The 22764-nt window shown below is 63.1% G+C and carries 25 protein-coding genes; 9 read left to right on the plus strand and 16 right to left on the minus strand.

The genetic code is table 11. The features are described 5' to 3' along the window. Positions 1 to 27 precede the first annotated feature (27 nt). Together KF821_09450 and KF821_09455 are read right to left on the minus strand one after the other, a co-directional pair. On the minus strand, positions 28 to 180 hold the full coding sequence (locus KF821_09450; GenBank protein ID MBX3006033.1) for a hypothetical protein: 153 nt from the start codon (positions 178 to 180) through the stop codon (positions 28 to 30). 49 nt (positions 181 to 229) lie between these two features. Beyond that, positions 230 to 436: a hypothetical protein gene (locus KF821_09455; GenBank protein ID MBX3006034.1), complete on the minus strand. Its 207-nt coding sequence runs from the start codon at positions 434 to 436 to the stop codon at positions 230 to 232. Positions 437 to 485: 49 nt separating this feature from the next. Between KF821_09455 and KF821_09460 the strand changes: the two genes are divergently transcribed. Next, positions 486 to 767 carry a hypothetical protein gene (locus tag KF821_09460; protein MBX3006035.1) on the plus strand — a complete coding sequence of 94 codons (282 nt, stop codon included), beginning with the start codon at positions 486 to 488 and terminating at the stop codon, positions 765 to 767. A 3-nt stretch (positions 768 to 770) separates the two neighbouring features. Beyond that, positions 771 to 929: a hypothetical protein gene (locus tag KF821_09465; GenBank protein MBX3006036.1), complete on the plus strand. Its 159-nt coding sequence runs from the start codon at positions 771 to 773 to the stop codon at positions 927 to 929. Positions 930 to 959: 30 nt separating this feature from the next. Here the strand turns inward: KF821_09465 and KF821_09470 are convergent, their stop codons facing one another. From KF821_09470 to KF821_09500, 7 genes are all read right to left on the minus strand, one after another. After that, entirely contained in the window at positions 960 to 1286 is a 327-nt protein-coding gene (locus KF821_09470) for a hypothetical protein (GenBank protein MBX3006037.1), read from the minus strand. Positions 1287 to 1295: 9 nt separating this feature from the next. Then, positions 1296 to 2651 carry a hypothetical protein gene (locus KF821_09475; GenBank protein ID MBX3006038.1) on the minus strand — a complete coding sequence of 452 codons (1356 nt, stop codon included), beginning with the start codon at positions 2649 to 2651 and terminating at the stop codon, positions 1296 to 1298. A gap of 11 nt (positions 2652 to 2662) precedes the next feature. Beyond that, positions 2663 to 3088, minus strand: a complete 426-nt coding sequence (locus KF821_09480) for a hypothetical protein (GenBank protein MBX3006039.1) — start codon at positions 3086 to 3088, stop codon at positions 2663 to 2665. 26 nt (positions 3089 to 3114) lie between these two features. Beyond that, entirely contained in the window at positions 3115 to 5667 is a 2553-nt protein-coding gene (locus KF821_09485; protein MBX3006040.1) for a hypothetical protein, read from the minus strand. Continuing rightward, the gene (locus KF821_09490; GenBank protein MBX3006041.1) at positions 5667 to 6488 is read right to left on the minus strand and encodes a hypothetical protein; all 822 of its coding nucleotides are present in this window, start codon (positions 6486 to 6488) and stop codon (positions 5667 to 5669) included. Before KF821_09490 ends, KF821_09485 begins: the two co-directional genes overlap by 1 nt. A gap of 148 nt (positions 6489 to 6636) precedes the next feature. After that, entirely contained in the window at positions 6637 to 7767 is a 1131-nt protein-coding gene (locus KF821_09495) for a DUF5309 family protein (protein ID MBX3006042.1), read from the minus strand. Between the two features lie 149 nt (positions 7768 to 7916). After that, the gene (locus KF821_09500; GenBank protein MBX3006043.1) at positions 7917 to 8381 is read right to left on the minus strand and encodes a hypothetical protein; all 465 of its coding nucleotides are present in this window, start codon (positions 8379 to 8381) and stop codon (positions 7917 to 7919) included. A 278-nt stretch (positions 8382 to 8659) separates the two neighbouring features. Here KF821_09500 and KF821_09505 point away from each other — a divergent pair, with 278 nt between their 5' ends. Beyond that, a complete protein-coding gene (locus KF821_09505; protein ID MBX3006044.1) occupies positions 8660 to 9424 on the plus strand; it encodes a hypothetical protein in 765 nt (254 codons plus the stop codon). A 71-nt stretch (positions 9425 to 9495) separates the two neighbouring features. Next, positions 9496 to 10272, plus strand: coding sequence for a hypothetical protein (locus KF821_09510; protein MBX3006045.1), 777 nt, complete (start codon positions 9496 to 9498; stop codon positions 10270 to 10272). 36 nt (positions 10273 to 10308) lie between these two features. On the opposite strand, the gene KF821_09515 is transcribed toward KF821_09510, so the two are convergent. The 4 genes from KF821_09515 to KF821_09530 form a co-directional block, all read right to left on the minus strand. Beyond that, positions 10309 to 11481, minus strand: coding sequence for an ABC transporter ATP-binding protein (locus KF821_09515; protein MBX3006046.1), 1173 nt, complete (start codon positions 11479 to 11481; stop codon positions 10309 to 10311). A gap of 131 nt (positions 11482 to 11612) precedes the next feature. Then, positions 11613 to 12407 carry an ABC transporter permease gene (locus tag KF821_09520; protein ID MBX3006047.1) on the minus strand — a complete coding sequence of 265 codons (795 nt, stop codon included), beginning with the start codon at positions 12405 to 12407 and terminating at the stop codon, positions 11613 to 11615. 25 nt (positions 12408 to 12432) lie between these two features. Continuing rightward, positions 12433 to 13284 (minus strand): ABC transporter permease, encoded by an 852-nt coding sequence (locus tag KF821_09525; GenBank protein MBX3006048.1) that lies wholly within the window; start codon positions 13282 to 13284, stop codon positions 12433 to 12435. A gap of 105 nt (positions 13285 to 13389) precedes the next feature. Then, a complete protein-coding gene (locus KF821_09530) occupies positions 13390 to 14451 on the minus strand; it encodes an extracellular solute-binding protein (GenBank protein MBX3006049.1) in 1062 nt (353 codons plus the stop codon). Positions 14452 to 14730: 279 nt separating this feature from the next. On the opposite strand from KF821_09530, the gene KF821_09535 reads away from it, so the two are divergent. Next, positions 14731 to 15807, plus strand: a complete 1077-nt coding sequence (locus tag KF821_09535; GenBank protein ID MBX3006050.1) for a hypothetical protein — start codon at positions 14731 to 14733, stop codon at positions 15805 to 15807. 55 nt (positions 15808 to 15862) lie between these two features. Here the strand turns inward: KF821_09535 and nirK are convergent, their stop codons facing one another. Then, positions 15863 to 17341: a nitrite reductase, copper-containing gene (nirK, locus tag KF821_09540; GenBank protein MBX3006051.1), complete on the minus strand. Its 1479-nt coding sequence runs from the start codon at positions 17339 to 17341 to the stop codon at positions 15863 to 15865. A 113-nt stretch (positions 17342 to 17454) separates the two neighbouring features. Between nirK and KF821_09545 the strand changes: the two genes are divergently transcribed. After that, positions 17455 to 17868: a GNAT family N-acetyltransferase gene (locus tag KF821_09545; protein MBX3006052.1), complete on the plus strand. Its 414-nt coding sequence runs from the start codon at positions 17455 to 17457 to the stop codon at positions 17866 to 17868. A 90-nt stretch (positions 17869 to 17958) separates the two neighbouring features. Here the strand turns inward: KF821_09545 and KF821_09550 are convergent, their stop codons facing one another. Together KF821_09550 and KF821_09555 are read right to left on the minus strand one after the other, a co-directional pair. After that, positions 17959 to 19680 carry a hypothetical protein gene (locus KF821_09550; GenBank protein ID MBX3006053.1) on the minus strand — a complete coding sequence of 574 codons (1722 nt, stop codon included), beginning with the start codon at positions 19678 to 19680 and terminating at the stop codon, positions 17959 to 17961. Positions 19681 to 19860: 180 nt separating this feature from the next. Next, positions 19861 to 20547 (minus strand): rhomboid family intramembrane serine protease, encoded by a 687-nt coding sequence (locus tag KF821_09555; GenBank protein MBX3006054.1) that lies wholly within the window; start codon positions 20545 to 20547, stop codon positions 19861 to 19863. A gap of 85 nt (positions 20548 to 20632) precedes the next feature. Here KF821_09555 and KF821_09560 point away from each other — a divergent pair, with 85 nt between their 5' ends. The 3 genes from KF821_09560 (at position 20633) to KF821_09570 (ending at position 22654) form a co-directional block, all read left to right on the plus strand. Beyond that, on the plus strand, positions 20633 to 21784 hold the full coding sequence (locus KF821_09560; protein ID MBX3006055.1) for a DUF2029 domain-containing protein: 1152 nt from the start codon (positions 20633 to 20635) through the stop codon (positions 21782 to 21784). Then, on the plus strand, positions 21777 to 22160 hold the full coding sequence (locus tag KF821_09565; GenBank protein MBX3006056.1) for a PAS domain-containing protein: 384 nt from the start codon (positions 21777 to 21779) through the stop codon (positions 22158 to 22160). Before KF821_09560 ends, KF821_09565 begins: the two co-directional genes overlap by 8 nt. A gap of 116 nt (positions 22161 to 22276) precedes the next feature. Continuing rightward, complete coding sequence (locus tag KF821_09570) at positions 22277 to 22654, plus strand: helix-turn-helix transcriptional regulator (protein ID MBX3006057.1); 378 nt, start codon at positions 22277 to 22279, stop codon at positions 22652 to 22654. The last annotated feature ends 110 nt before the right edge of the window (positions 22655 to 22764 follow it).

Below are 22764 nucleotides of genomic sequence, written 5' to 3' on the forward strand. Positions count from 1 at the left end.
CCATGCCCGCCCCGCGTTTCAAGGGTGCTATTGGCTGAGCAGCTTATAGGCCAGGGTAGCGGCAGCCACCGCCGTGGTGAGCCACAGGGCGGCGCGGCCTTGCCAGCCCAGGCGCTGCTTCAACCAATTCACCAACGGCACGCCCAGCGCGCCGGTAAGCCAATACAATGCTTGTTCCATTTCATCCCCCTTTGGTTAGATAAACAGAAACCCATCCAATCTGTGTGCGCTATTTGTCTTGCATCACCTCCTCCAGCTTGGCTAGGATGCGCTGGCTCAATTCGCCGATCTGCTGCTCGTACAGGCGCAGAATGCGGTCGAGCAGGCTGCGGGCGATGAGATCGCCGCGATAGAAGGCCACGACCATAAAGGCCAGCAGGCCGATGACCCCTAAGGCGTTGATCGCCTCAAACATAGTGGTGAGTTCGATATTCACAATCTCTCCTTTCAAATGCACTACAATCCCCCTAAGGAGATTCGAGAAAATGGCTAACGCAAAGAAATCTGCCAGCAAAAAGACGGTGAAGAAAGCCGCAAAGAAGACCCCCGCCAAAGTAGCTTCCAAGAAATCGCTCGCCAAAAGCAAGGCCAGCAGCCAGCCAAGCCAGGTGGATGCTGGCGGGCGCTCGCTCGGCGCAGGCCTCGGCTTGGGCTTGGCGCTCGGTGTGGCCTTTGGCGTGGCGCTGGATAACCTGGCGCTGGGCATCGCCTTAGGTGTCGCGCTGGGGGCCGGCATCGGCGCAGCCAGCTCTGCAAACAAGAAGTAGGCGATGGCGCCAACCCCGCGCGGCGTCAACCCGGTTTGGTTTGGGCTCGGCGTTGGCGTGACTCTCGGCCTGTTGCGAGACGACATTCTGCTCGGCAGCATGGCCGGGCTGGTTGCCTGGGCGCTGAGCACTGCCTACCTGCGCTACCGCCAACTGGGCTAGCCAGTAGCCTGCCGTCCCCCAGCTGACTGGCTAACTTTCAGCGCTGGGGGCGACGATCTGCACGAGCAGCTTGCGCCGCTCCTGGTTGCCGTCTACCCAGGCATGGATCAGCACCACATAGCGCGCCCCGCCATCCGTGGCGAGGGCGCGCAGCTTTTTTAACGTGAGCACATTGCCGGTGACCACATGGCCATCCCCGGCGTCCATCGCCTCAGCGGTGATATCGACGCCATTGCGGTAGACCACGGCGGCCGGCGCACTGACGCTGGTAGCCCCCTGCCAATCGACGCTGTAAGCGATTTGCTCGCCGGCGATCATGCTGACCGGGCTGTCGATCAACCAAACACTGTTTTCCATTCTTCCCTCCTAACGTAAGCGCACGGTGTGCAGCAAGGTCTTGCGGCGGCGAGCGCGCAGCTTGAGCCGCGTGTCTTGAATACGCACCTGGGGCGTGGGCTGGGCGCTGCGCATTACTGCGCTCGGCACGGCAAAATAATCCACCACCAAGGCCGGGCGCAAGGCGGGGTTACTGTGGGCGGCCGCCGCCAGGCGCACGTACTCGGCGCCGTTAGCCGGCGGCGGGTTGGCGCCAGCGTCACGGCTGCTGCGCAGGCTGTAGTAGGCCATGCCGCCGGGCAGCAGGCCGCTCACATCCAGCGGCGCGCTGCTCAGCAGGCTGTTGGTCGCCACGCCGGCGGTATTGCGCCACAGCGCTGCCAGGCTGCCAGTCCGGCAGCCATCGTAGGCCGCCTCGCGATTGCCATTGCTGAGCGGATCCTGCGCTGACCAATCCTGCGCTACGATCTGCACATCGAAATCAGACAGCGTCGAGGCATCCACCACGCAGGCCAACCCCAAGGTGGCGGCGTAGATCTGCGCCATCGGGTTGAGCGAAGCCAGCGAGAACTTCACGAAGCCGCGATAGGCGTGATAGCGCGGCAGGCTGGCTTCATACGCCTGGCCGACGAAGAGATCCGCTCCGCCGGAGTCGTACAAGCTGGAGTTGAGCCGAGCGCCATCGTAGGTACTGTGCTGCCCGGCCACGAAGCCATCGCCCAGTGCCCCAAACGCGATCAGCGGATCGATCACTACCGGAAAACTGGCCGCAGCCAAATCCTCCAGCGCCAGGCCGGTGTAGTGCAGCTCGCCATCCTCAAAATGGTGCACGGCCAGCACGCGCCCGGCAGCATCCAGCGCGTGACCAGGGGTGAACTGCAAGCCCTGCGGCGTGCCCTGCCGCCGCGTGGCATACACCAGATAGCCCGCGCGGCTCTCCAGCGCGGGCATGGCAGCGATGCGCAATTCTTCCTTTACTCCGTTTTCCGTAAGCAGCAGCTCATGGCAGAAGACGCCCTGCTCACGGCGCAGGCGCGTACCGGCGGCGCGTGCCACGGCGGGCAACTGCGCCAGCGCGGTGTAGCCTGCCTGCGCCCACACGCCCACACTGTAGGTGCGCTGCGCATAGCTGCCCACGCTCAGGCTGCCATCCGGCGCCAGGCGCACGGGCGAGCCCGCCGCGCCCCAGCGCGCCGCCGCATCGGGGCGCAGGTTAAGGTCATAGCTTTGCCAGCCGTGCGGGCCGCGGAAGTATTGCGGCGCGGTGGTGACCACCGCCCGGCGCAGGCCGCCGGCCAACGCAAAGTGCGTAGCGTGCGCACTGCGTTGGGTCACGCGGCCGGCCAGCTCAGGATTGTGCTCAAAAAACGTATCGATCCAAGTCATCACCCCTCCTGCTACTCGCCCAGGTAGAGCACGCCTTCCGGGCTCCACTCCAGGTTGAAGTCTTCACCGCTGACCGTGTGGTCTGCGCCAAAGTTCATGTAGGCCAGCAGCGGGCTGGTGGCCGGGTTGCCGCTGTCTTTATAGAGCAGCGCCGCCCGTGCCGTGAAAGCGCCCACCGCCCACAGGGGGCTGTTCGCTTGCAACACGGCGCGGTCGTTGGCGTCATCCTGGGTGAGTACCACGCCGCTGAGCAGTTGGCCGCCGGCGCTGTAGCCGGTGCCCACCACCTCATGGCTGATATCAGCAAAGACTTGATGGCTATCTTTGTTGGCCACGTACTCCGCCGTCACCAGCGCCACGCGCAACGCATCCAGCAGCGGTTGCACCTCCCCCTTGAGCCAGGCCAGTTTGCCCGCGTTGTAGATAAAGCTGTACATCTTCCCCCTCCGATCGTTTGATGGAACTACCCTTCACGAATGCGCACCAGCGCCACGCCACCTTCGCCTTGCGGGGCACGCTGCAGGCTGGGCGCATCCACAATCACATAGCTGTCATCCAGCCCGGCCCACATGGCGCGCAGCCGTAGCCGCGTGGCGCTGCGCGCCGCTTGGCGCAGCCAGGCCAGGAAGGTTTGCGGGGCGGCATCCAGCCCTTCGCCGCCGTGCAGTTGCAGCGCATCCAGGCGCACCTGCAACTCCCACTGGTATTTTTGTGGCGTGCGCGCAAAGCCATCCAGCAGCGTCGCTTCCACGATGGCTGGGGTAGCGGCGCGCTGGCTGAGCAGGCGCAGGCGCGGGCGCAGCGCGAACAGCTCGCCCGTGTTCAGGGTCAGCCGGTCAACCGGCGAGGAGTAGAAGCTGCCCGCCTGGCGCCAGCTCGGCCCGCCGATCTCGGCGTCCAACTGGAAATCGAGTGCAACCTGGGCGCCCTCCCCCAGGTTGCGGCTCACCAGGCTGAGCTGGGTGAGAAACTTGGGCAACAGCGTCGCTTCCATATCGATGCTGCTGCCCACCAGCACACCTTCGTGCTGGTAGCGCATGCCTGCATCCCCCAGCGGGTTCTCGCCTTCGGCCGGCAGCGGCAACCAGAGCAGATCGCCACCGCACTCCACCCACAGCCAGGCCGGCATCCCCGCCCCACCGGGTTGCAGCGCCAGGCTGCGTAGCGGGGCGGCCGGCCGCGGGGCACGCAGCAGCTCATGCCAGGCAGTGCCGTCCCACACCAGCACGCTGGAATGGCCGCGGCCGGCGTCTTGCGCCACGGCCAGAGCATGCGCACCCAGCGGCAGCAGCGCGGCCAGTTGGCCGGCGCGGCCCGGCGGCAGGCCCTCACCCTGGCCGGGGCCGAAGCGCTTCAGCCCGCTGCCGCCAGTGGCGAGCAGTTGGCTGCCCCAGCCCAGCCAGAGCGCATCGTTCCACACCTGGGCGCTGGGCGTGATATGGCGCGGCAGCCGCGGCAGCCCGAGCGGTTGGCGCTGCACATGCTCGCTGCGCTCCAGTTGCCACAGGCTATCTGCCTTGAGGGTGCATAGCTGGCCGTTGAAATCAAACAAACGCAGCAAGGGCAAGCCGTCGCCCCCGAGTTGGATCGGCGTAGCAAAGCTGAGCGGGGTCAGCCAGGCGCTGGGCTGGGCGCGTGAGATCTGCGCGCTGGCAGCCAGCCCGCGCCACACTTGCGGGCCAAACTCCGCATGTTGAAAGATGTGCAACAGGTCGGCGGCGTTGCTGCCATCCGCATCGAACTCATGCGCCGGCGGCGTAGCCGCCGGGTTGAAGCGCATGCGCAGCAGCGGCAGGCTGGCACCCAGCGCCAACAAAGCCTGGCCGTTCATCACGGCGACATCGCTCACGCTACCATTCAGCGTATCGCCACTGCTGGGGCTGATGTCTTGCCAGTGCGGCGTGGCCGTGATGAGGTACTGCGAGCTGGCATCCGGCAGGGCCTGCCACGCGGCGACCTGGAGCTGGGTGTCGTTATTGCCCACAATCTGGCGCAGTTGGCCCGCTCCCGCCCCGGCATGGATGTACACCCATGCCCCCGCCCACTGATCGGCGGGCCAGAGTGCATTGGCATCGCTCAGGCTGGTGGCGCTGGCGCTGCTGGCCACGCCACGCGCCCCGTTGAGGTAGAGATGCGAGGGGCTGCCGTCAGCGCGCTGATCGGCAGCGTACAGCGCCCCATCCAACCAGAAGAACAGGAAGCGCCGGTCAAGATCGTTATCCTCTATGCGGTAGTAGGCGCGAAAACTGGTGGCGTGCCACCCGCCATCGGCGGCGGCGCGCTGCCCGCCGGGGGCACGCCGCTCCACGCCAATCTCCCAATGGTTACTGGCGTTGTCGCTGGCCGCGCCACGCACGGCGAGGTGGTAGCTGCCAGCGCTCAACGGCGTGCTGTAGCCGGAGACATCAAAGCGCCGCCACTGGCTGACCACATCGGTGATCTCAGTCACGGTCACCTGGCTGGCCGAGTTGGGCAACACCGCGCCGGGCTGCCCGGCAGCATCGGCGTGCAACTGCACGCTGAGCTCGCCAGGCGAGCCCACCCGCCGCAGCCACACGCAGGCGTGCTTAGCGGCCAAGCCTTCGGCGCCCACGCTGAAGGCCGCCGCCAGGCTGCGCTGCTCGCCCAGCAAGGCCTGCCAACTGAGGTCCCCGGGCAGGCGCTGCACCGCGTGGCGCAGCCCTTGCGCATAGCTCCATTGTGGGGCGGCATGCACGCGGCCGGGGGTCAGCGTCCAGGCGTTTTGGCTATCGAAGAAATGGCGCGCCGTCTGAGTGCTGAAGCGCGCCACGCCGCGCCCGCCGCTCCAATCGCGTTGCTCGATCTGCGCCAGCCCCGGCTCCCAAGCGCCAAAGCCGCTGACCCAATTAAGCCGCAAGCCGGAGGGCGTCAGCAACGTTTCTTTGATGCCGGCCGCGCCGCCTTGCAGGTGCAGCCCCCAGGTGAGCACGCCATCGCTGAGGCTGAGTTCGTGGCTGGGATGGCTGGCGCCGGGATAGACCTGCAGCGCCGCCATCAGAAGCTCCGCGCGCTGAGCAGGCGCGCCCCGCGCCGCGGGCGCCAGATGGGAAAGCGCCGCTGGGCCGCCTGCAACTCCTCGGCGGCCGCCTGCCACAACGCGGCCAATTGGCCATCGCCGCCTTTGCGCACGCTATACCAGCGCAGGGCGCGCTCCACCACTGCCGCCACCGCCAGCTCCGGCTGAATGGCGGCGGAGAGTGTATCGCCTGCGGCCGCCAGGCGCGGGTGCGTGGCCGGATACCAAACGCGCAGCGGCCGCCCTGGCGGCAACGCGTCGGCAAAGCGCACGGTGCCGGGGGCGCCGGGCGGGGCGGGCACAAAATCCCAATCATGCAGCGTACGCCACGGGTCGCCGGCGCTCACCCCGGCAACGGCCAGGCAGTCGATGCGCAGCGGGCGGCGGTGCGCCCACTCCAGGGTGTGGGCGTGCGGAGCCACGGCGTATTCATCCACCAGCGGGATCTCGCCCAGGCCGCGCAGGGCGCTATTGGCCAGCTCCAGCATGGTGGCCAGCGGATACTGCGCCGAGGCTAGCGCGTAGGCCATGCCCGCCTCCACCGGCTCGCTGAGGCTGGGCGCCAGGGCCAGCGTGCCCGTGCTGGCGGCGAAGCCCGCCACGCGGGCGAATTCGCCCGCCGGCGGCGCCCCGCCCGCGGCGAGGAAGACACTGCCGCCCTTCCAGTCATCCTCGCTGTGCTGGCCGGCCAGCTCCGCATCGGTCAGGCTGCTGGCGCTGCCGCCGCTGGCCTGGCCGCGGCGCAACTGGCCGAGCTCGGTGTAGGCGTCTTGAAGCAACTCACTCAACGTGTATGACATACATCCCCCTTGGTCTGCTGCGCGCTTAAATGACGCAGCCTGCGGCGTTAACAGTCGGGGCCCAGGCTCCCCCTCGCCTGGGCCCACCGCGCCGGGTGCGCGCCGGTGTGCTGGCGCAGGTCTGCGCCAGCGCACCTCCTGATATCGTCTAGCTAGTAATGCCAAAGATCTTGCCGTGGGCCTTGTTGTTGGCCACCAGCAAGCTCAATTCGCCTACCACCTCGCCCTTCAGACTGTCGCCAGAGCGCGCCAGCTCCTTGGCCTCAAAGCCGCGCAGCGTGTAGAAGCCCACCTTGCCGCTCTCCAGAATGTAGGCGGTGTGCACCGGGCACCAGCGATTCATCACCAGCTCCAGTTCACCGTACTGCGTCACCACGCGCTCGATCGCATCCAGGCCCAGCTTGTGCTCGCCCTGGCCGACGCGTACGAAGCTGCTATTGTCGAGCAGATTGCGCAAATCATTCGCCACGCGCGGATTCATCACCAGCAGATCGGGGTTGCCGCCATCCATCACGATCTCTTCCATCAGCGCGTCCACATCCGCCTTGGCGATCGCCCCGCCAGCATCCACGCTGTTGTTGGTGATGAAGCTACCCAGGCCGCCCATCGAGCGCGGCGTGCTGGCCGAACCAGCCGCCCGCACCCCGTGGAAGGCGGCGCCTTCCACCAGGCGCAGCAAGTGCGGCACGGCCTTATTGGCTTGGTACTGGAATTCATCCTCAATGCCGTGCTGGCTGATCGCCTGCTGGGTGCCGCTCACCTGCACTGCCTTCTGAAAAATGCTGGTGTAGTTGAACGGTACACTGAGCGCGGTCAGCGGGCCGTAGTCGGCATCGTCACCCTCGAGGCGCGCCATGGCGCAAATCGTGATCGCGGCGGTCGCCGCGTGGGTAGCATTCGTGCCACCGTAGGCACGGCTATATACCGTCACGTTGTTGGTGCCCAGATCAACACTCTTGACCACCATGTACTCGGCGTCGATCAGGATGACGTGGCCATCCTGAAACACCGAGGCGTCGGCCACCACGAAGCTGGTATCCGCCGCGCCGATCGTCTCGCCGTTGTTGGCGGCGGTCACCAGCGGGTCCAGCTCATCTTCGAGCAGCTCCACCTTATGGCCGTTCATGCGGATCTTGAACTTGTCGCGGGCGCTATCCAACCCCAGGCGCGCCAGCAACGGCGTATCGCGCGGGTCCACCATCTGCACCACATCGCTGATCACCCGCGCCTGGGCCGCCGTATCCGCATAGGTTGTTTTCATGCCATCGTAAATTGCCATACAAAATCCCCCTATTCGCTGTTAGCTCTTAGCCGTAAGCTAAGAGTTCAAATCTCTGCCTTCTATTTACCAATTGCTATTTGCCATTTTTTATTCTTTATCCCTCATCCCTCATCCTTCATCCTTCATCCTTGCCTTCCATCCTTGCTTTAGTACACCTCCAGTCCGCGCTGGCGAAATTCGCGCTTAAGCTCCACCACCGCCGCTAGGTTGCCCGGCCGCAAGGCGGCCATGCGCCGGCGGTACTCGGCGGGCAGATCGGCGGGCGGCGCCCCGCCGCCGCCCGGCGGGATCGCCAGGCTGGCACGCCCCTGCGGCGCGCCCCAGCGCGCCAGGCGTTGCAGCGCGTCGGCCGCCGTGGCCACCAGCGCCTGCACATCCGGCTCGGTGGCTTCATCCAGCGCCGCGCGCCGCGGCGCGGCAGGCGCCGCAGTCGTTGCCAGGCGCTGCTCCAATTCGCCCAGCAGCGCCTGCTTGAACTCTTCGCCCAGTTGCGCCTTCACCAGATCCGCAATGCGTTGCTGCTTCTTACTCCCTCCCAATGCCGTGGCCGCCGGCGCGGCGCGCCCCTCGAAACCATCGGCCTGGGAACCCTCCAGTTGCTCTACGTGCATAGCCCACCTCCTGTTGCGCAGGTATAGCATGGCAACGCGTCGTATAGTGCGCCTACATTTAAAAATCAAGCGGCTGGACAATGCACCTATCACTTATGCAAGGTTATTGGAGCCAAAGCAAATTTCAACTATCATCCTTGACAGGACGCGTATATGGCAAACAAGCCCGCCAGCAAGACCAAAAAACCGAGCCCGAAGCCCAAGCTACCCAAGGCCAAGGCGAAGCCTGTAACCAAGGGCCCTACTGACAGCTTAGCGGCGCGGGCGGCGCGCCTGATATGAGCCCGTTCATCACCGCCATCCTCATTCACCTGGCCACCGCCGGCCTGTTTGCCTTCGTCGGCTGGCGCCTACGCCACCGCCAGCACGCCGATGCGCTGGATCAGCGCGCCTGGCGCGCCTTCCTGTGCTGGTGGTTTGGCATGGGCCTCAACGCCGCGCTGATGGGCCTTTCAATGCTGTTACGCGCCAGCGGCCTGAGCGCCCTGTGGTTCTTCGTAGCCCTCAATCTGCTCGGCACGCTGGCTGCCGGGGTGGCGCTATGGGGGCTGATCAGCTATCTCCTGTATGTGTTCCGCGGCGATTGGCGCCACAGCCGCTGGGTGGCCGCGTTCTACATTGCCTTTGGCCTATACCTGCTCTACACCGTGGTTGCCTTCGTGCCCACCGCTGCCACGCTCACCACCTGGCAAGTGCTCATCGAATATCAGCGCACGCCCAGGCCGCTCTACCCCGTGGGCCTGCTGCTGCTCTTCGGCCTGCCGCCGATCCTGGCCAGCCTGGCGTTCCTGCGCATCTTCTTTAGCCTGCGCGAGCGCAGCGCCCGCTACCGCGCCGTACTGGTTACCCTCGGTATTTTCCTGCAGTTTGCCGTGCCCTTCATCATGCCGATCATTCTCTACCTGTTCGGCATCCTCACCCCCAAACTCCCCTGGTGGCCGCTCACCTACCGCCTGGTCGGCCTGCTCGGCCTGCTCCTGCTCTACTTCGCCTATTCTCCGCCACGTTTCGTACAAGACTGGTTGCGCGTCAATCCGCTATAGCGGCTCCTAAAAATCCACCCACATACGTTGCACCACCAGACCTATGCTGGGCTTACCCTCTGGTATCCCGAATGAACCTCCCCGCCCTCACTATCTTCTTCGCTAACTGCGCGCTGTATTTCTTCATCGGCCATTCGCTGCGCCAAAAACGGCTGGCCGATGCCGAAGATGCGCGCGGCTGGCGCGCATTCCTGTTCTGGTGGTATGGCATGGCTGCTAACACCGGGCTGAATGGTTTGGCCGTACTTGCCATGGGCCTGGGCATTAGCTGGCTGCCGCTGTTAGTAGCGCTGAATGCGCTGGCCGCCCTGGCCGCCGCGCCGGCCCTTTGGGGTCTGCTCAGCTACTTGCTGTACATCTTCCGCGGCAACCACACCGCTTCGCGCTGGCTAGGCCGCTTCTATGTGCTCTTCGGCATTTTCCTGCTGGTGTCCATTTACCTCTTACATCCTGTCGGCGCCAGCATGGGCACCTGGGAGATGACGCTGCAATACGCCAACGTGCCCAGCGGGCTCTTCGGCCTGCTCTATGGCGTGTTACTGATCCTACTCTTGAGCCTGCCGCCGATCCTGGCCAGTATTGGCATGTTCACTTTGTTCTTCCGCGTACGTGAGCGCAGCGCGCGGTTCCGTGCCTTGCTGGTGCCGCTGGGCTTCTTCCTGCTCTTCGGCTTGGCCTACTTCATCCCGCTGATTCTGCTGCTCCTCGGCACCAACCTCAATACAGTCACCTGGTGGCCGCTAGCCATCCGCCTGATCGGCCTGGCGGCGCTGGTGCTAATTTACATTGCCTATTTCCCGCCACGCGCTGTACAACGCCTGCTACGCGTGCACTCAATATTGGTCTAAAAAAAAGCGCCTGCGGAATTCGCAGGCGCTTTTTTTTTACTTCTTTTCAGGCTCGCTGGTGGGCGGTGGCGTTGCCCCGCTATAGGTTTCTTCCGTAGTGCCCAATTGCGCCGCCGGCAACAAGCGCGAGTCGATCGCGTCGTAGGTCAACACCACTTTTTCACCCTTCTTGAATTCCTCATCCTCATCCAGATTACGCACCAGCACAGTAAGCTCGGTACCCCCCTTGAGGGTCACCTCCACACGCGTATCGGTGCCCACAAACACCGAATCGAGCACGCGCGCGTTCATCACTGCATTGATGCGCGGTTGCGGCGGCTTGGCCGGGTTGCTGGGCGCGGCTGGCGCGGGCACTTCGGCGCCGGGCGCCAGGTTGGGCGCCAGCTCGCGGGCAATGCCCAGCTTCTCCGGCCGGATCACCATGGTGACCTTTTCGCCGGGCATCAGCGGGAAGTTGGCCGGGGCGGCGGTGACATCCTCGCGCCCCACCTTCAAGACGGTGCGGTCCTCGTGCATCGATACCACCTTGCCTTCGAGGAAGTTGGTATCGCCAATGAAATCAGCCACAAAGTGATTGGCGGGGAAGTTGTAAATCTGCTCCGGCGTGCCCACCTGCTGCACGCGGCCTTCGCTCATCACGGCGATGCGATCGCTCATCGTCAGCGCTTCTTCCTGATCGTGCGTGACATAAATAAATGTAATCCCCACGCGCTTCTGCAGCTCTTTCAACTCATGCTGCATGCTCTCACGCAGCTTGAGGTCCAGCGCCCCCAGCGGCTCATCCAACAGCAGCACCGCCGGGCGGTTCACCAGGGCGCGCGCCAGCGCCACGCGCTGCTGCTGCCCGCCGGAAAGTTGGTTCGGCTTGCGCTCACCCAGTTGGCCCAGCTTCACCAGTTCCAACGCCTCACGCACGCGCACCTCGCGCTCGCCCTTGGGCACACGCTTGACCGCCAGGCCAAAGCCCACATTCTGGGCCACACTCAAATGCGGAAAGAGCGCATAGCTTTGAAACACAGTGTTGACCGCACGCTTGTAGGGCGGCACCTCGTTGGAGAGCTCGCCGTTCAAATAGATCTCGCCACTGGTGGGGAACTCAAAGCCGGCGATCATGCGCAGCGTGGTGGTCTTGCCGCAGCCACTCGGGCCGAGCATGGTAAAAAATTCACCTTGCTTGATCTGCAGATCCACGCCCTTCACGGCGTGCATCAGCCCTTCGCCGCGCCCCGCCCCGGAGAAGACCTTGCTGACATTCTTGAGTTCAACTGCCAATGGTTTCGCGTTCATTCGTTATCCTTCACACTCTATTCGATCAGATCCACCAAAATAGCGGTGCCGCCTTATACCTTCGGCCGGCCGGCTCCCAACCGGCGTAGCCATTCACTGAACAGCAAGATCACCACCGAAACCATGATCACTACCGCTGCCGTGGTCACCGCCAGCGGCAAACGGCTGGGGAAGCGCAATTGGGAGTACAAGTACACCGGCAGAGTGTTCTGCGTACCGGCCAGGAAGAACGCCAGCGAGAACTCGTCAAATGACATGGTGAACGAAGACAAGAACGCCGCCACCAGGGCCGGCATGGAGATCGGCAGGGTCACCCGCATCAGCGTGCCCCAGTAGGTGGCGCCCAGATCCATCGCGGCCTCCTCCAAATTATTGGCGAAGCCAGAAAGGCGCGCCGCTACGATCAACATAACGTAGGGCATATTGATGATGGTATGGCCGATCATGATCGTCCACAGGTTGAGCTCCACCTTCAAGGCCTGGAACAGGATCAGCAGCGCCACGGCCAGCACCACGTACGGGATCACCAAGGGCAGCGTGGCAATATTGAGGAAGAATTCGCGCCCGGGAAAGTTGTAGCGCGCAATTGCGATCGCCGCCGCCCCGCCCAATACCGTGGCCACCACCGAGGACACCACGCCGATGATCAAGCTGTTCTTGGCCGCATTGATCAGTTCCGTGGCCTGCAACAGCTCGCGGTACCACTGCAAGGTAAAACCCTTGAGCGGGAAGACCAGCAAGACCGAGTCGTTGAACGAAAACACAATTAACAGCAGGATCGGCAGTTGCAGGAACAACAGCAACAGCAGGTAATACCCCAAGCCCAGCCACTTTCCGGTTTGTCTCATGCTCTGCGCCTTCTCTCGCTGCGCCCTAGGAGGACACCGGCACTTCAGTGATCGGAATAAAGCGATTGAAAATGTAGCTGAACACGCCCACCAGCACCAGCAACACCATGCTCATCAGCGCCCCCAGCGGCCAGTTGAGCGCGCGCCCAAACTGATCCTGGATCAGGTTGCCATACATGATGCCGCTCACCCCGCCTACCAGGGTCGGCGTGACCCATTCGCCCAGCGTGGGGATGAAGACAAAGAAGAACGCCGAGGCCACGCCCGGCATGGTCAGCGGAAAGGTCACCCGCCAGAAAGTGACACTGGGCGAGGCACCCAGATCGGCAGCCGCTTCGTGCAAGCGCGGGTCAATGCGTTCCATGGCGGCGAAGATCGGCAGCGCCGCAAATGGGATCCATACATACACCAGCGTGATCAGCACCGCGGCCTGGCTGTAGAGCAAGATCGGCGCACCGTCCTGGATCAGGCCCGCCTGGATCAGCAGTTGGTTTAGCAAGCCCTCCGAGCCCAGGATCACTTTCCAGGCCAGCACGCGCAGCAGATAGCTGATCCACGCCGGCAGGATCAGCAAGGTGAGCAGCATCACGCGGCGTGCCCCGGTGTAAAACACCAGATAGTAGGCCACCGGGTAAGCCAACAGGATCGAGAGCACCGCGGTGAGCAAGGCCAGGCGGCTGGAGTTGAGCAGCAGCACGAAATAGGATGGGTTTGAAAAGAAGTTCTCGAAGGCGGTAAATGAGAACGGCAACAACGGCCCAAAGCTGCTGGCCTTCAAGGTGTACAAGGCCATGATGACCAGGGGCACCATAAAGAAGAACAGCAAAAACACCGATGGCGGTGTGATGAGAGCAAAGAGGCGGCGTTTGTTTTCCATTCGATAGTCCTAGCAGAGAACAGGGCGGGATTACGTTGCGTAATCCCGCCCTGCTCGTCGTGTCAGTGTAGTGACAACCTGTTCACCAAGTGCCAGCCAGCCAAGCTACTGCTCGGCCTTCACTTCGTTCCAGATGGTGGTCATCATCTGGCGCTGCTCCTGGGTGAGCGGGTGCTGGAAGTTGCTGCTCGCCAGCACGGCGGGATCATCAAACTGGAACACATCCACCAGATCCGGGTCGAGCAGGGGCACCGACTCCATGTTGGCCGCGCCGTAGTAGAAATCATTCGCCATGTTGGCGTTCGACTGCGCATCGATCAGCGCGTTGATGTAGTCATACGCCAGATCCACATTGGTGGAATTGGCCGAAATGCCGAAGCCACATGCGTAGCTGATGCGCCCTTCCTTCGGGTTGACGTATTCCACCTGATAGCCTTCATCGGCCAGGGTGGCCCAGGCATCGTTCCAGGTGTTAGCGCCCACCGCCACATCGCCGGCGGCCAGCAACTGGTTGATCTCGGTGTAGTCCACCCAGTAGGTCAACAGATTGGGCTTCAGCGCGATCAGGTGCTGCTTGATCGCTTCCTGCTGCTCCGGCGTGGTGTTGTACGGGTCATAACCCAGGGCATACGCCGCGGTCAGAAAGGTGGATTCGCCCGAGTCAAAGATGGCCACCTGGCCAGCATACTGCGGGTCCCACAAGTCGGCCCATGAGTCCGGCACTTCGTCTACCAGGTCGGTACGTACCGTGATCGATTCGTAGGCCCAATCCCAAGGGATGAAGTATTGCTTGCCGTCAAACTGGCCGTGCTCGGCCAGCGTGGGGAAGAGCTTGTCAAAATTAGAGAGCCGCGAAACGTCCAGCGGCTGCACCAACCCAGCCTCTACATACAGGCCCCACCAGCTCCCACACGGGTGCACCACGTCAAACTGGAAGCCGCTTTGCGCCTTGGAAAAGGCTTCGGCATCCTCACCAAAAAAGCTGTATTCCGGCGCAATCTCCGGGTGTTGCAGGGCAAAAGGCTCCCAATAGCTCGGCTCCTCATAGCCCGACCATTCCAGCACGATCAGCTGGGTGTTCGGGGCCGCGGCGCTACCCCCACAGGCAGCCAACACGGCCGCCGCCAACAGCAGCAATACAACGTTCTTGATTTTGTTTAACTTCATTTTTTCTCTTTCTCCTTATTATTGTTAAACAAAAAAACTGTACCTGGGGTTCCGCAGCCGTGGCCACGACTTCGCCCGTACAGTTTCGCTACTTGGCTCCCCCATAGCAGCTGGGACAGGACAGTCTCCATCCACCGTCATTTTGCATATTTTATTAGGTTGCAAGCAAAATGCAATGCTCAAAGCTTAAAGAATTGGCAGCGGCCACCCCCGGCGGGCCAGCACCCCGGCGGGCCAGCACCCCACCTGCCCCGCCCAGGCAGTAGTACACTCCCTTTGATGAAGATCCCCTATTTCAAGTTTCGCCTGCCGATCCTGCTGGTGTGCGTTGCCCTGCTGGTACTGGCCGTGCTGGCCGGCTTGGCGCGCATCGGCTGGGCGCTGCCCAGCCTGCCGCGCCAACTACCCATCGCCCACGGCCCGCTGATGGTTTGCGGCTTCTTTGGTACCCTCATCGCCCTGGAGCGCGCCGTGGCGCTCAACCGCCGCTGGATGTACCTCGGCCCAGCCGCCAGTGCCCTTGGCGGCCTGCTGCTGGTGGCCGGCCACAGCCTGCCCGGCGCGTTGTTGATCGTGCTGGCCAGCCTCAGCTTTAGCCTGGTGGGCTGGCTGATCGTGCGCCAGGCGCCGGCCAACTACACCCGCGTGATGGCGATCGGCGCCACCAGTTGGCTGGTGGGCAACCTGCTGTGGCTATTTGGCCTGCCGCTCTCGCTGGTGGTGCACTGGTGGGCGGCCTTCCTGGTGCTCACCATCGCCGGCGAACGCCTGGAGCTGGGGCGCTTGCTGCGCCCCAGCCAAAACGCCCAGCGCGCCTTTCTGGCCGCCACCGCGGCGGTCTTGCTGGGCGCCGCGCTGGTAGCGTTCAACTTCTTGTGGGGTGCGCGCCTCTATAACCTGGGCATCCTGGCACTCAGCCTGTGGTTCCTGCGTTATGACGTCGTGCGCGTCACCCTGCGCACACGCGGCCTGCCGCGCTACATTGCCTGGGCGCTCTGCCTGGGCTATATCTGGCTGGGCGTCAGTGCGGTGCTCGGCTTCCTCAACGGGCCGCAGGTAGCCGGCCTGCTCTACGATGCCTACTGGCACGGCATGTTCGTGGGCTTCGTACTCTCGATGGTGTTTGCCCACGGGCCGATCATCCTGCCCGCCATTCTAGGCCGCACCGCGGTCTACCATCCCATCCTGTACGCGCCGCTGGCGCTGCTGCATAGTTCGCTGATCGTGCGCATCATTGGCAATCTGCTGCTCGATCCGCTGATCCGCCGCTGGGGCGGCCTGCTGAATGGCTTTGCGATTCTGTTGTTCTTTATTTCGATGGCGATCTCCTTCCGGCGTAACCGCTCCGGCCAATAATCACAAAAAAAGAGCGCAGCCAAGCTGCGCTCTTTTTTATCTTTTACTCACTGGCTCAGGGGTTGGCCGGGCCTTCTTTGAAGATGCTGGGGTCGGCTGCCCCACTCACTTCCAGCATGCCCACCAAGCCACGCTCCAGCCGGCTGAGGGCGTGATCCACCAGCACATAGTGGCCCGGGTAGTTGACGGTGAATTCCACCATCGTGGCCCCGCCCGGCGGCACACTGATGGTTTGCACATCGGTGAGCGGCGGCGAGCTGAGCGACCCAAAGGCATACGCCCGGTCAAAGATTTCGCCGATCACATGGAAGGAGGAGGTGAAGTTCGGCCCACCCACCCCGATGTAAATGCGCACCGTCTCGCCTACGTTGGCGCGCAGCATGTACTCTTCGCTGGCCAGGCCCACGGCGCCCACCGCGCCGTTGAAGACGAAGTACTCGGGGTCCTCATTGGCCATCTTGTCGTGGCTAAAGGTCAGCTCACCCAGGCTGCCGAAGGCTTGCTCGGTGTAGATCTCGCTCTGCATCACATAGAACTCACGGTCCACCACCGGCAACCCGCCTTCCGGCTCGATCAAGATCAGGCCGAACATGCCACTGGCAATGTGGTGCGGCACGCTGGGCGTGGCACAGTGATAGACGTAAATGCCGGGGTTGAGTGCCTGAAAAGTGAACACCTTGGTTTCGCCCGGCTGGATCTGCGATACCTCACCACCGCCACCCGGCCCCGTGGCGGCATGCAAGTCCACCGAGTGCACGAAGGCGTTGTCGGTTTCATTGCGCAGCGTGATCTCGACCGTGTCGTTTACCCGTGCCCGGATGAAGGGGCCGGGTATGCTGCCATTGAAGGTGAAGTAAGGATAGGTAGTGCCGTCGGCGAGTTGGCCCACCACTTCTTGCGCCACCAGTTCGGCCTGCACCAATTGCGGGCCGCGTGCGCCTACCGGCGCGGGGATATCGGTGGGGTCTTTCACCACTGAAGTGGCCGCCGTGCCGTCACCGCTGCCCACTTGCAGGGTGCCTTGCATGCCGGCCGCCTGGTGCCCCGGCACCACGCAGTAGTAAGTGAAGCTGCCCTCGCGGTCGGCCACGAACTTGATGCTGCGTTCCTCGCCCAGCGCGGTGAGCATACCGGTATCCACCCCGAAGTCATCGAGCTGCAGGTTGTGCTGCACCGCTTCGCTGCTCACCAGGGTGATCTGCACAATGTCACCCGGCTCGGCTACCAAGGTGGGGTTGAACATGCCGTCGATCTCGCCGCCCACACCGATGAACACCAGGTTATGCCCGCTGGTGCCGGTGGTGAGGGTGTAAGCCACATCGGCGTCGCCATCGGGCACGGCCGCCTGGGCTACCGGCGTGCTGCTGCTGCCCGACATATCGCCCATGTCATGCCCGCCACTGCCGCCCACTTGGTCTTGCAGCGAGCTGAGCGTCGCTTTGATCGATGTTTGCTCGCGCTGGATGGAATAGCAGCCACTCAACAGTAGCGCCACCAGCAGCAAGCTCATCAGGACAAAAAATTTACGTTGCATATCTCTCCTCGATTGAGTGATGTTCCCACCACTGTAGGAGAAAAGCGCGTTTCTTCTTAGGTATGATTGTCCTCAGCTAGGGGCTTATTTGTCCCGTTCACCCTGAGGAACCCATGCCGATCATCTACAAAGTGAATACCCCGATAGACACTGAAACCGCCATTGCACTCTACCGCGCCAGCACCCTGGGCGAACGCCGCCCGGTGGACGATGCCGCCCGTATGGCACGCATGCTGCAGCATGCCAACCTGACGGTAAGCGCCTGGGACGGCGAAAAGCTGGTGGGCATTGCCCGCTCAGTCACCGATTGGGCCTATTGCTGCTATCTGTCAGACCTGGCCGTGGATGCTAGCCAGCAACGCAGCGGCATTGGCAAGCAACTGATCCGCGAGACCCAGGCCGCCCTGGAGCCCGACGCCAAGATCATCCTGCTGGCAGCCCCCGCTGCCGTGGGCTATTACCCGCGCATCGGCTTTGAGCAGCATCCCTCGGCCTGGGTGCTGGGCGCCCGCCAGGAACTGAGCTGATCTTTACGTAAAAATAAGCCGAGGGATCCTTCGGGGCATAGCCCCAAAGGATCCCTCGTTGTTTAAACGGCCATCACCCCAGGGGCGCGCCTACTTCGTATTGGCGCCGGCTACCGCATCCGGATTGGCCATCACCGGCGGCAAGCCGCCGGCCGCCGGGTCAAATCCGCGCCGGCTGGCGCTCGCCGGCGGTTCCGCGGGGCCATCCAGCTCGGCCAGCAGGCGGCGCTTGCGCAGCTCCAGTTGCGCCGCGGCCAATTGCTCCTGCTCGGCCTGCGCCATCACCTCCTTGGCATCCGTCTCGCCGATCTGCTCCAGCGCCCGCTCGCGGCTGTAGCCCAGATCGCGTACTGCCATGCTGGCGGCGTTGATGCGCGCCATGCGGTCAGTGGGCACATCGGCGGTCAGCTCCACATCGATCAGCACCTGGCTCAGATCCAGCTTGCGCGGATCCAACGTGATCGTCTCACTGCGTCCGCGCTGGCTGATGTGCGCCTCCAGCGGCTGCTGGCTGTGCTGCACCCAATTGAGCATCAGTTGGAACACCTCGGCCAACGCATCCTGGGCCAATTCCTTGTAGGGCGTCAGACTCTTGATGCCGCTCTGCGTCGCCAGGTTGAGCGTGGCGAACGCCGCCCCCAGCGGGAAATCAGCAGTTTGCAGCACGCGTGGCACGGTGCTCTTGCCCATGCGCTCCGCCACGCGCTCGGCGATGCGTGCCAAGCTCTCATCCAGCCCCGGGGCGGCCAGCGGGTTGAGCTGGTGCCCCGGCGGCACGTGCACGATGCGGCCGGGTTCGCCGTAATCCACATCCACCTCGGCACTGGGGCCTTCTACCTTCAGCCGCGGCGCGGCGGCATAGGCGATGACTTCAGAAGCCAGTAAGGTCTCCACGATGTTTTGGGTATCCCACTGGCGCGATTGGTAGATGCTGGCCAGCAAAGGGATACGCTGGTGGCTGCCGCGATGCAGCGTGGTGCCGCCCACCTTGGCGGCCCAGGGCAAGAAACCCAGCCCGTGCTCCTCCTGCAGGATCAGCCGCGCCCCCGCCTCCGGCGTGCCACCCGGGTCGGCCAGGGCGCTGGCATCGCTTTGCGGCACTGCCCACACGGTGCGCTGCTGCGTATCCATGTAGTCGTATACGCTCACATGCGTGAACGCCGCGCTCTTGCGCAACGGCCCGCCGCGGCCTGCCGGGCGGGCTTGCTTGAGCTGGCTGGCCAGGGCCTGCCCCCAGAAGGCCAGCGCTTCCTCCAGTGGCATCAGTTGCTTGAGCAGCACGGCCTCGGGCATCCAGTCGGAGTAGCGCACGTGCACATCCTGCGGGTTGCGCACGATGATGGCAAACGGCCCAAAACGCTGCGCCGCCGCGTGTGGCGCGCCGGCGCCCAACCATTGCGCCGCCTGCTGCTGCGCCGGCAGGTAGACCACCTGCGCCACTACCTCATCGTACAGCAGGGCACTCAGCACCACATCGCGCAGCACGCTAGCCCGCCGCCGGCGGCTGGCATTGCGGAAGTGCCAGGCCAGGGCGCGCTCAATGCGCTCGGCCTGGCTGCGGGCGCTGCGCCCGCCCAGCGGCTGCACGGTGATGCGCGGCGCCACCGAGCTGAGTACGCGTGTGCCCGCCCGCACCGCGTCGTGCGGATCGGTGCTGACCACTTTGTGCACCCAGCCCACCGCCTGCAGCGGCGGCGGTAGTTGCCAGCGGTTGTGCCACATGGCGTCCATGGCGCGCAGCATTTCATCGCGCTCGCGGTCGGCGGCGATCATGTGTGAAGCGACAGTTTGAAAGTAGGCTAGCTCTTGCATCGTTCCCCCTTTTTTGGCAGTGTAGCCAGTATCCAGCCAATCCCCAAGATTAAGCTCGCTTTGTCAAGCACCCCAAACACAAGCACACAAAGCAATCTTTGTGTCTTTGTGTCCTTTGTGTCTTTGTGGTGAAGAAGATGAAAATTCTTGCAAAAAAGACGGCCGTTAGGCCGTCTTTTTCTAGTATCCGATGTAGCGCCCGCGATTTTGCGGCGGCGCAAGTTCGCGCAGCCGCTGGCGGTCACGAAAGATAAACGAGAGCAGTAGGCCAGCAATGAAGCCGCCGATGTGGGCCATGTAGGCCACGCCGCCGGTATCCGCCGCGCCGGGGTCCAGCGAGCCCAGGCCACTGAAGAGCTGCAGCACGAACCAAAAACCGATCACGATCAGCGCGTTCATCTGAGTGATAAAGCGGCCCAGCAGCACATTAATGCGCCGCCCTGGGAACATCACCAGATAGGCGCCCAGTACGCCGGCAATCGCGCCGGAGGCGCCCAGGTTCGGAATGTTCGAGGCAGGATTGAAGACAAATTGCAGCACCGTGGCGCCAATGCCACTGAGTAGATAAAAAATGAGGAACTTGAGCGAGCCGAAGTTGTCCTCAACGTTATCGCCAAAGATCCACAGATAGAGCATATTGCCGGCCAAGTGCATCAGCCCGGCGTGCATGAACATGGCGCTAAAGATCGTGGTCGATTCCCAAATGGGGTTCTGTACAAAGCGCGCCGGCACAAACGCCCATTCCACAATAAAAGCATCGCCCAGCAAATACTCCAACCCAAAGACCAGAATGTTCAGCGCAACCAGCGCATAGGTCACTACCGGGGTGCTGCGACGGCCCGAATTGTCATCACCAATTGGCATCATAGCGGGAGTCTCCTTGGCAAAATTATAAACTGGCCCATATTTTCTGCGGCGCATGCGCTGGCCGCCACTTACACTGGGCGCAGTTGTGAAGAAATCCACCCTCTTGGCGCTGGTGCTAGTTAACCTGGCCATCCTGGCCGGGATTGCCACGTTCAGCGCCGCTAGCATCGTGCCACAACGGCAAAACCGCTTCGATTTCTACCCGCACTGGGTAGCGGGCCGGGCGGTGTGGGCCGGCGAAACCCCCTACCAGCCCGCCGTCACCGAGCGCATCCAGCGCGGCATGTTCGGCACGCGATTGCCCGCCGGCACCGACCAGCACCGCTTGGTCTACCCTGCTTACGCAAGCCTGCTGCTGGGGCCGCTGGTGGCGCTGCCTGCCAACCTAGCCATCCCGATATGGATGGCCTTGCAGTTGTGGGCTTTCTTGGTGACGCCGCTGGTCTGGCTGGCCATCTTACGGGTGCGCCCTTCGCCGCTGCGCCTGGCCTATTTGCTGGTCGGGCTGGTGCTGGTCTTCCGCTATCCAATGATCGTGTTTGTCATCGGTCAATTCACCGGCACACTACTGCTCTTGCTCTCACTGGGCATCTACTTGCTGACCCGGAACAAAGACGCCTGGGCCGGGTTGGCCTTCGCTCTTGCCACCGTGCCACCTTCGCTCTCCGGCCCGCTGGCGCTGGTACTGCTCGGCGCGGTGGCCCTGCGCGGGCGCTGGCGCGGCCTGGCCAGCTTCCTGGGCAGCCTGGCGCTGCTCACGCTGGCCAGCAGCCTGCGCATCGGCTGGTGGCTGCCTGATTTCCTCACCGCGGTGGGCAATTACTCTGGGTATAGCAGCCTGGTATGGCCACCCAGTTTGCTCGGCGCCCCCTGGGCCGCCTGGGGCTTCACTGTGCTGGTGGCCGGCTGGCTGCTGCATTGGCTGCGCGCCTATTTGCGCGCCCCAGGCTCCCATTTTGTGGGGTTTAGCCTGGCGGCCCTGCTGGCTGCGCTGTTGTTGCTGCCGCAAACCGGAACCTATACATTGAGTCTATTAATCGTGGTGTTATTTGCTTTATCATTGCAGCCACACCCGCACCGGCCGCAAGACGCTTTGCTGCTTGGCCTCATGCTCAGCCCCTGGCTGTTCTATCGCCTGGGCGATACGCCCTTGCAACTGCTGGTGCTACCACTGCTATGCCTGCTGCTCTTCCAATGGAACGGGGCACCTACGCAGGACGGAGTTGTTGATGGATAAAAACAAGATCACCCTACAAGACTACGCCTTTTTCAACCGCCTGTTGGAAGGCTGCCAGATCGTCAGCCGCGATTTTCGCTATTTGTTCCTTAACGAAGTGATCCTCGAGCACGGCAAACGCCCCTGGGAAGAGCTGCTCGGCAAAACGATGATGGAGGTCTACCCCGGCATCGAGAATACCGAGATGTTTGCCAAGCTCAAAGAGGTGATGGAGACCGGCATGCCCGAGCGCATGCTCAATCACTTCACCTACCCGGATGGCAGCGAAGCCTGGTTCGATCTCAACATCCTGCCCTGGCCGGATGGCGCCCTGATCCTCTCGCTGGACATCAGCGCCCAAAAACGCCTGGAACAGATCGAGGGCACCCAACGTTAGTGTTAACTCACCCAGGCATTACGCTGGGTATAGTACGTATACGCTGAGTTGACAAAAGGTATTGTCTAATCTTGGTGGTATCGAAAGGGGTTAGCACGAACACAAGGACGGCCCGCATGGAGACGCTGGAATTCCCGGCTTGGTTGGAGCAAAAATACATTGAGTGGCAAAGTGCGCGCGGCAAGCGTGCTACCCTGGCCCAGTTTGCTGACCATCTAGGCCTCTCGGCGCCGCTGCTCAGCCACTACCTCAACGGCATTCGCAAGCCCACTCGCGAAAACACCCGCAAGCTCGCCCAGCGCTTAGGCCCAGAAGTTTACGATATACTGGGCCTTCAGCATCCTGACCCTAAGCTGCGTTTTATCACGCGCAACTGGAGCCAGTTGACAGCTGAACAACAGCAACAGCTTCTGGCCGCGGCCGAGAAGCTGCTGAAGGCGGGAAATGAAGAATCAGCCTCACGTACAGGTCGGCCTAAGAAAACTGACAGATAGCTGGGATGCGTTATCGCTGGCCCGGCGCTGGCAGCTATTCACCCTCACGCTGCTCTTCCTGACAAAGAATTGGCTCACCACCAACCGCAAAACAGAGTAGTTGCGCGCCC

The sequence above is a fragment of the Anaerolineales bacterium genome (assembly GCA_019637755.1).
GTDB lineage: Bacteria > Chloroflexota > Anaerolineae > Anaerolineales > UBA11579 > JAMCZK01.

Coding starts and splice junctions, on each gene's coding strand:
- nirK (MBX3006051.1), bottom strand. CDS start 17,341: ATGCAACGTAAATTTTTTGTCCTGATGAGCTTGCTGCTGGTGGCGCTA.
- KF821_09495 (MBX3006042.1), bottom strand. CDS start 7,767: ATGGCAATTTACGATGGCATGAAAACAACCTATGCGGATACGGCGGCC.
- KF821_09525 (MBX3006048.1), bottom strand. CDS start 13,284: ATGGAAAACAAACGCCGCCTCTTTGCTCTCATCACACCGCCATCGGTG.
- KF821_09570 (MBX3006057.1), top strand. CDS start 22,277: ATGGAGACGCTGGAATTCCCGGCTTGGTTGGAGCAAAAATACATTGAG.
- KF821_09555 (MBX3006054.1), bottom strand. CDS start 20,547: ATGATGCCAATTGGTGATGACAATTCGGGCCGTCGCAGCACCCCGGTA.
- KF821_09505 (MBX3006044.1), top strand. CDS start 8,660: ATGAGCCCGTTCATCACCGCCATCCTCATTCACCTGGCCACCGCCGGC.
- KF821_09500 (MBX3006043.1), bottom strand. CDS start 8,381: ATGCACGTAGAGCAACTGGAGGGTTCCCAGGCCGATGGTTTCGAGGGG.
- KF821_09465 (MBX3006036.1), top strand. CDS start 771: ATGGCGCCAACCCCGCGCGGCGTCAACCCGGTTTGGTTTGGGCTCGGC.
- KF821_09475 (MBX3006038.1), bottom strand. CDS start 2,651: ATGACTTGGATCGATACGTTTTTTGAGCACAATCCTGAGCTGGCCGGC.
- KF821_09530 (MBX3006049.1), bottom strand. CDS start 14,451: ATGAAGTTAAACAAAATCAAGAACGTTGTATTGCTGCTGTTGGCGGCG.
- KF821_09535 (MBX3006050.1), top strand. CDS start 14,731: ATGAAGATCCCCTATTTCAAGTTTCGCCTGCCGATCCTGCTGGTGTGC.
- KF821_09485 (MBX3006040.1), bottom strand. CDS start 5,667: ATGGCGGCGCTGCAGGTCTATCCCGGCGCCAGCCATCCCAGCCACGAA.
- KF821_09520 (MBX3006047.1), bottom strand. CDS start 12,407: ATGAGACAAACCGGAAAGTGGCTGGGCTTGGGGTATTACCTGCTGTTG.
- KF821_09550 (MBX3006053.1), bottom strand. CDS start 19,680: ATGCAAGAGCTAGCCTACTTTCAAACTGTCGCTTCACACATGATCGCC.
- KF821_09545 (MBX3006052.1), top strand. CDS start 17,455: ATGCCGATCATCTACAAAGTGAATACCCCGATAGACACTGAAACCGCC.
- KF821_09480 (MBX3006039.1), bottom strand. CDS start 3,088: ATGTACAGCTTTATCTACAACGCGGGCAAACTGGCCTGGCTCAAGGGG.
- KF821_09460 (MBX3006035.1), top strand. CDS start 486: ATGGCTAACGCAAAGAAATCTGCCAGCAAAAAGACGGTGAAGAAAGCC.
- KF821_09470 (MBX3006037.1), bottom strand. CDS start 1,286: ATGGAAAACAGTGTTTGGTTGATCGACAGCCCGGTCAGCATGATCGCC.
- KF821_09490 (MBX3006041.1), bottom strand. CDS start 6,488: ATGTCATACACGTTGAGTGAGTTGCTTCAAGACGCCTACACCGAGCTC.
- KF821_09450 (MBX3006033.1), bottom strand. CDS start 180: ATGGAACAAGCATTGTATTGGCTTACCGGCGCGCTGGGCGTGCCGTTG.
- KF821_09515 (MBX3006046.1), bottom strand. CDS start 11,481: ATGCACGCCGTGAAGGGCGTGGATCTGCAGATCAAGCAAGGTGAATTT.
- KF821_09510 (MBX3006045.1), top strand. CDS start 9,496: ATGAACCTCCCCGCCCTCACTATCTTCTTCGCTAACTGCGCGCTGTAT.
- KF821_09565 (MBX3006056.1), top strand. CDS start 21,777: ATGGATAAAAACAAGATCACCCTACAAGACTACGCCTTTTTCAACCGC.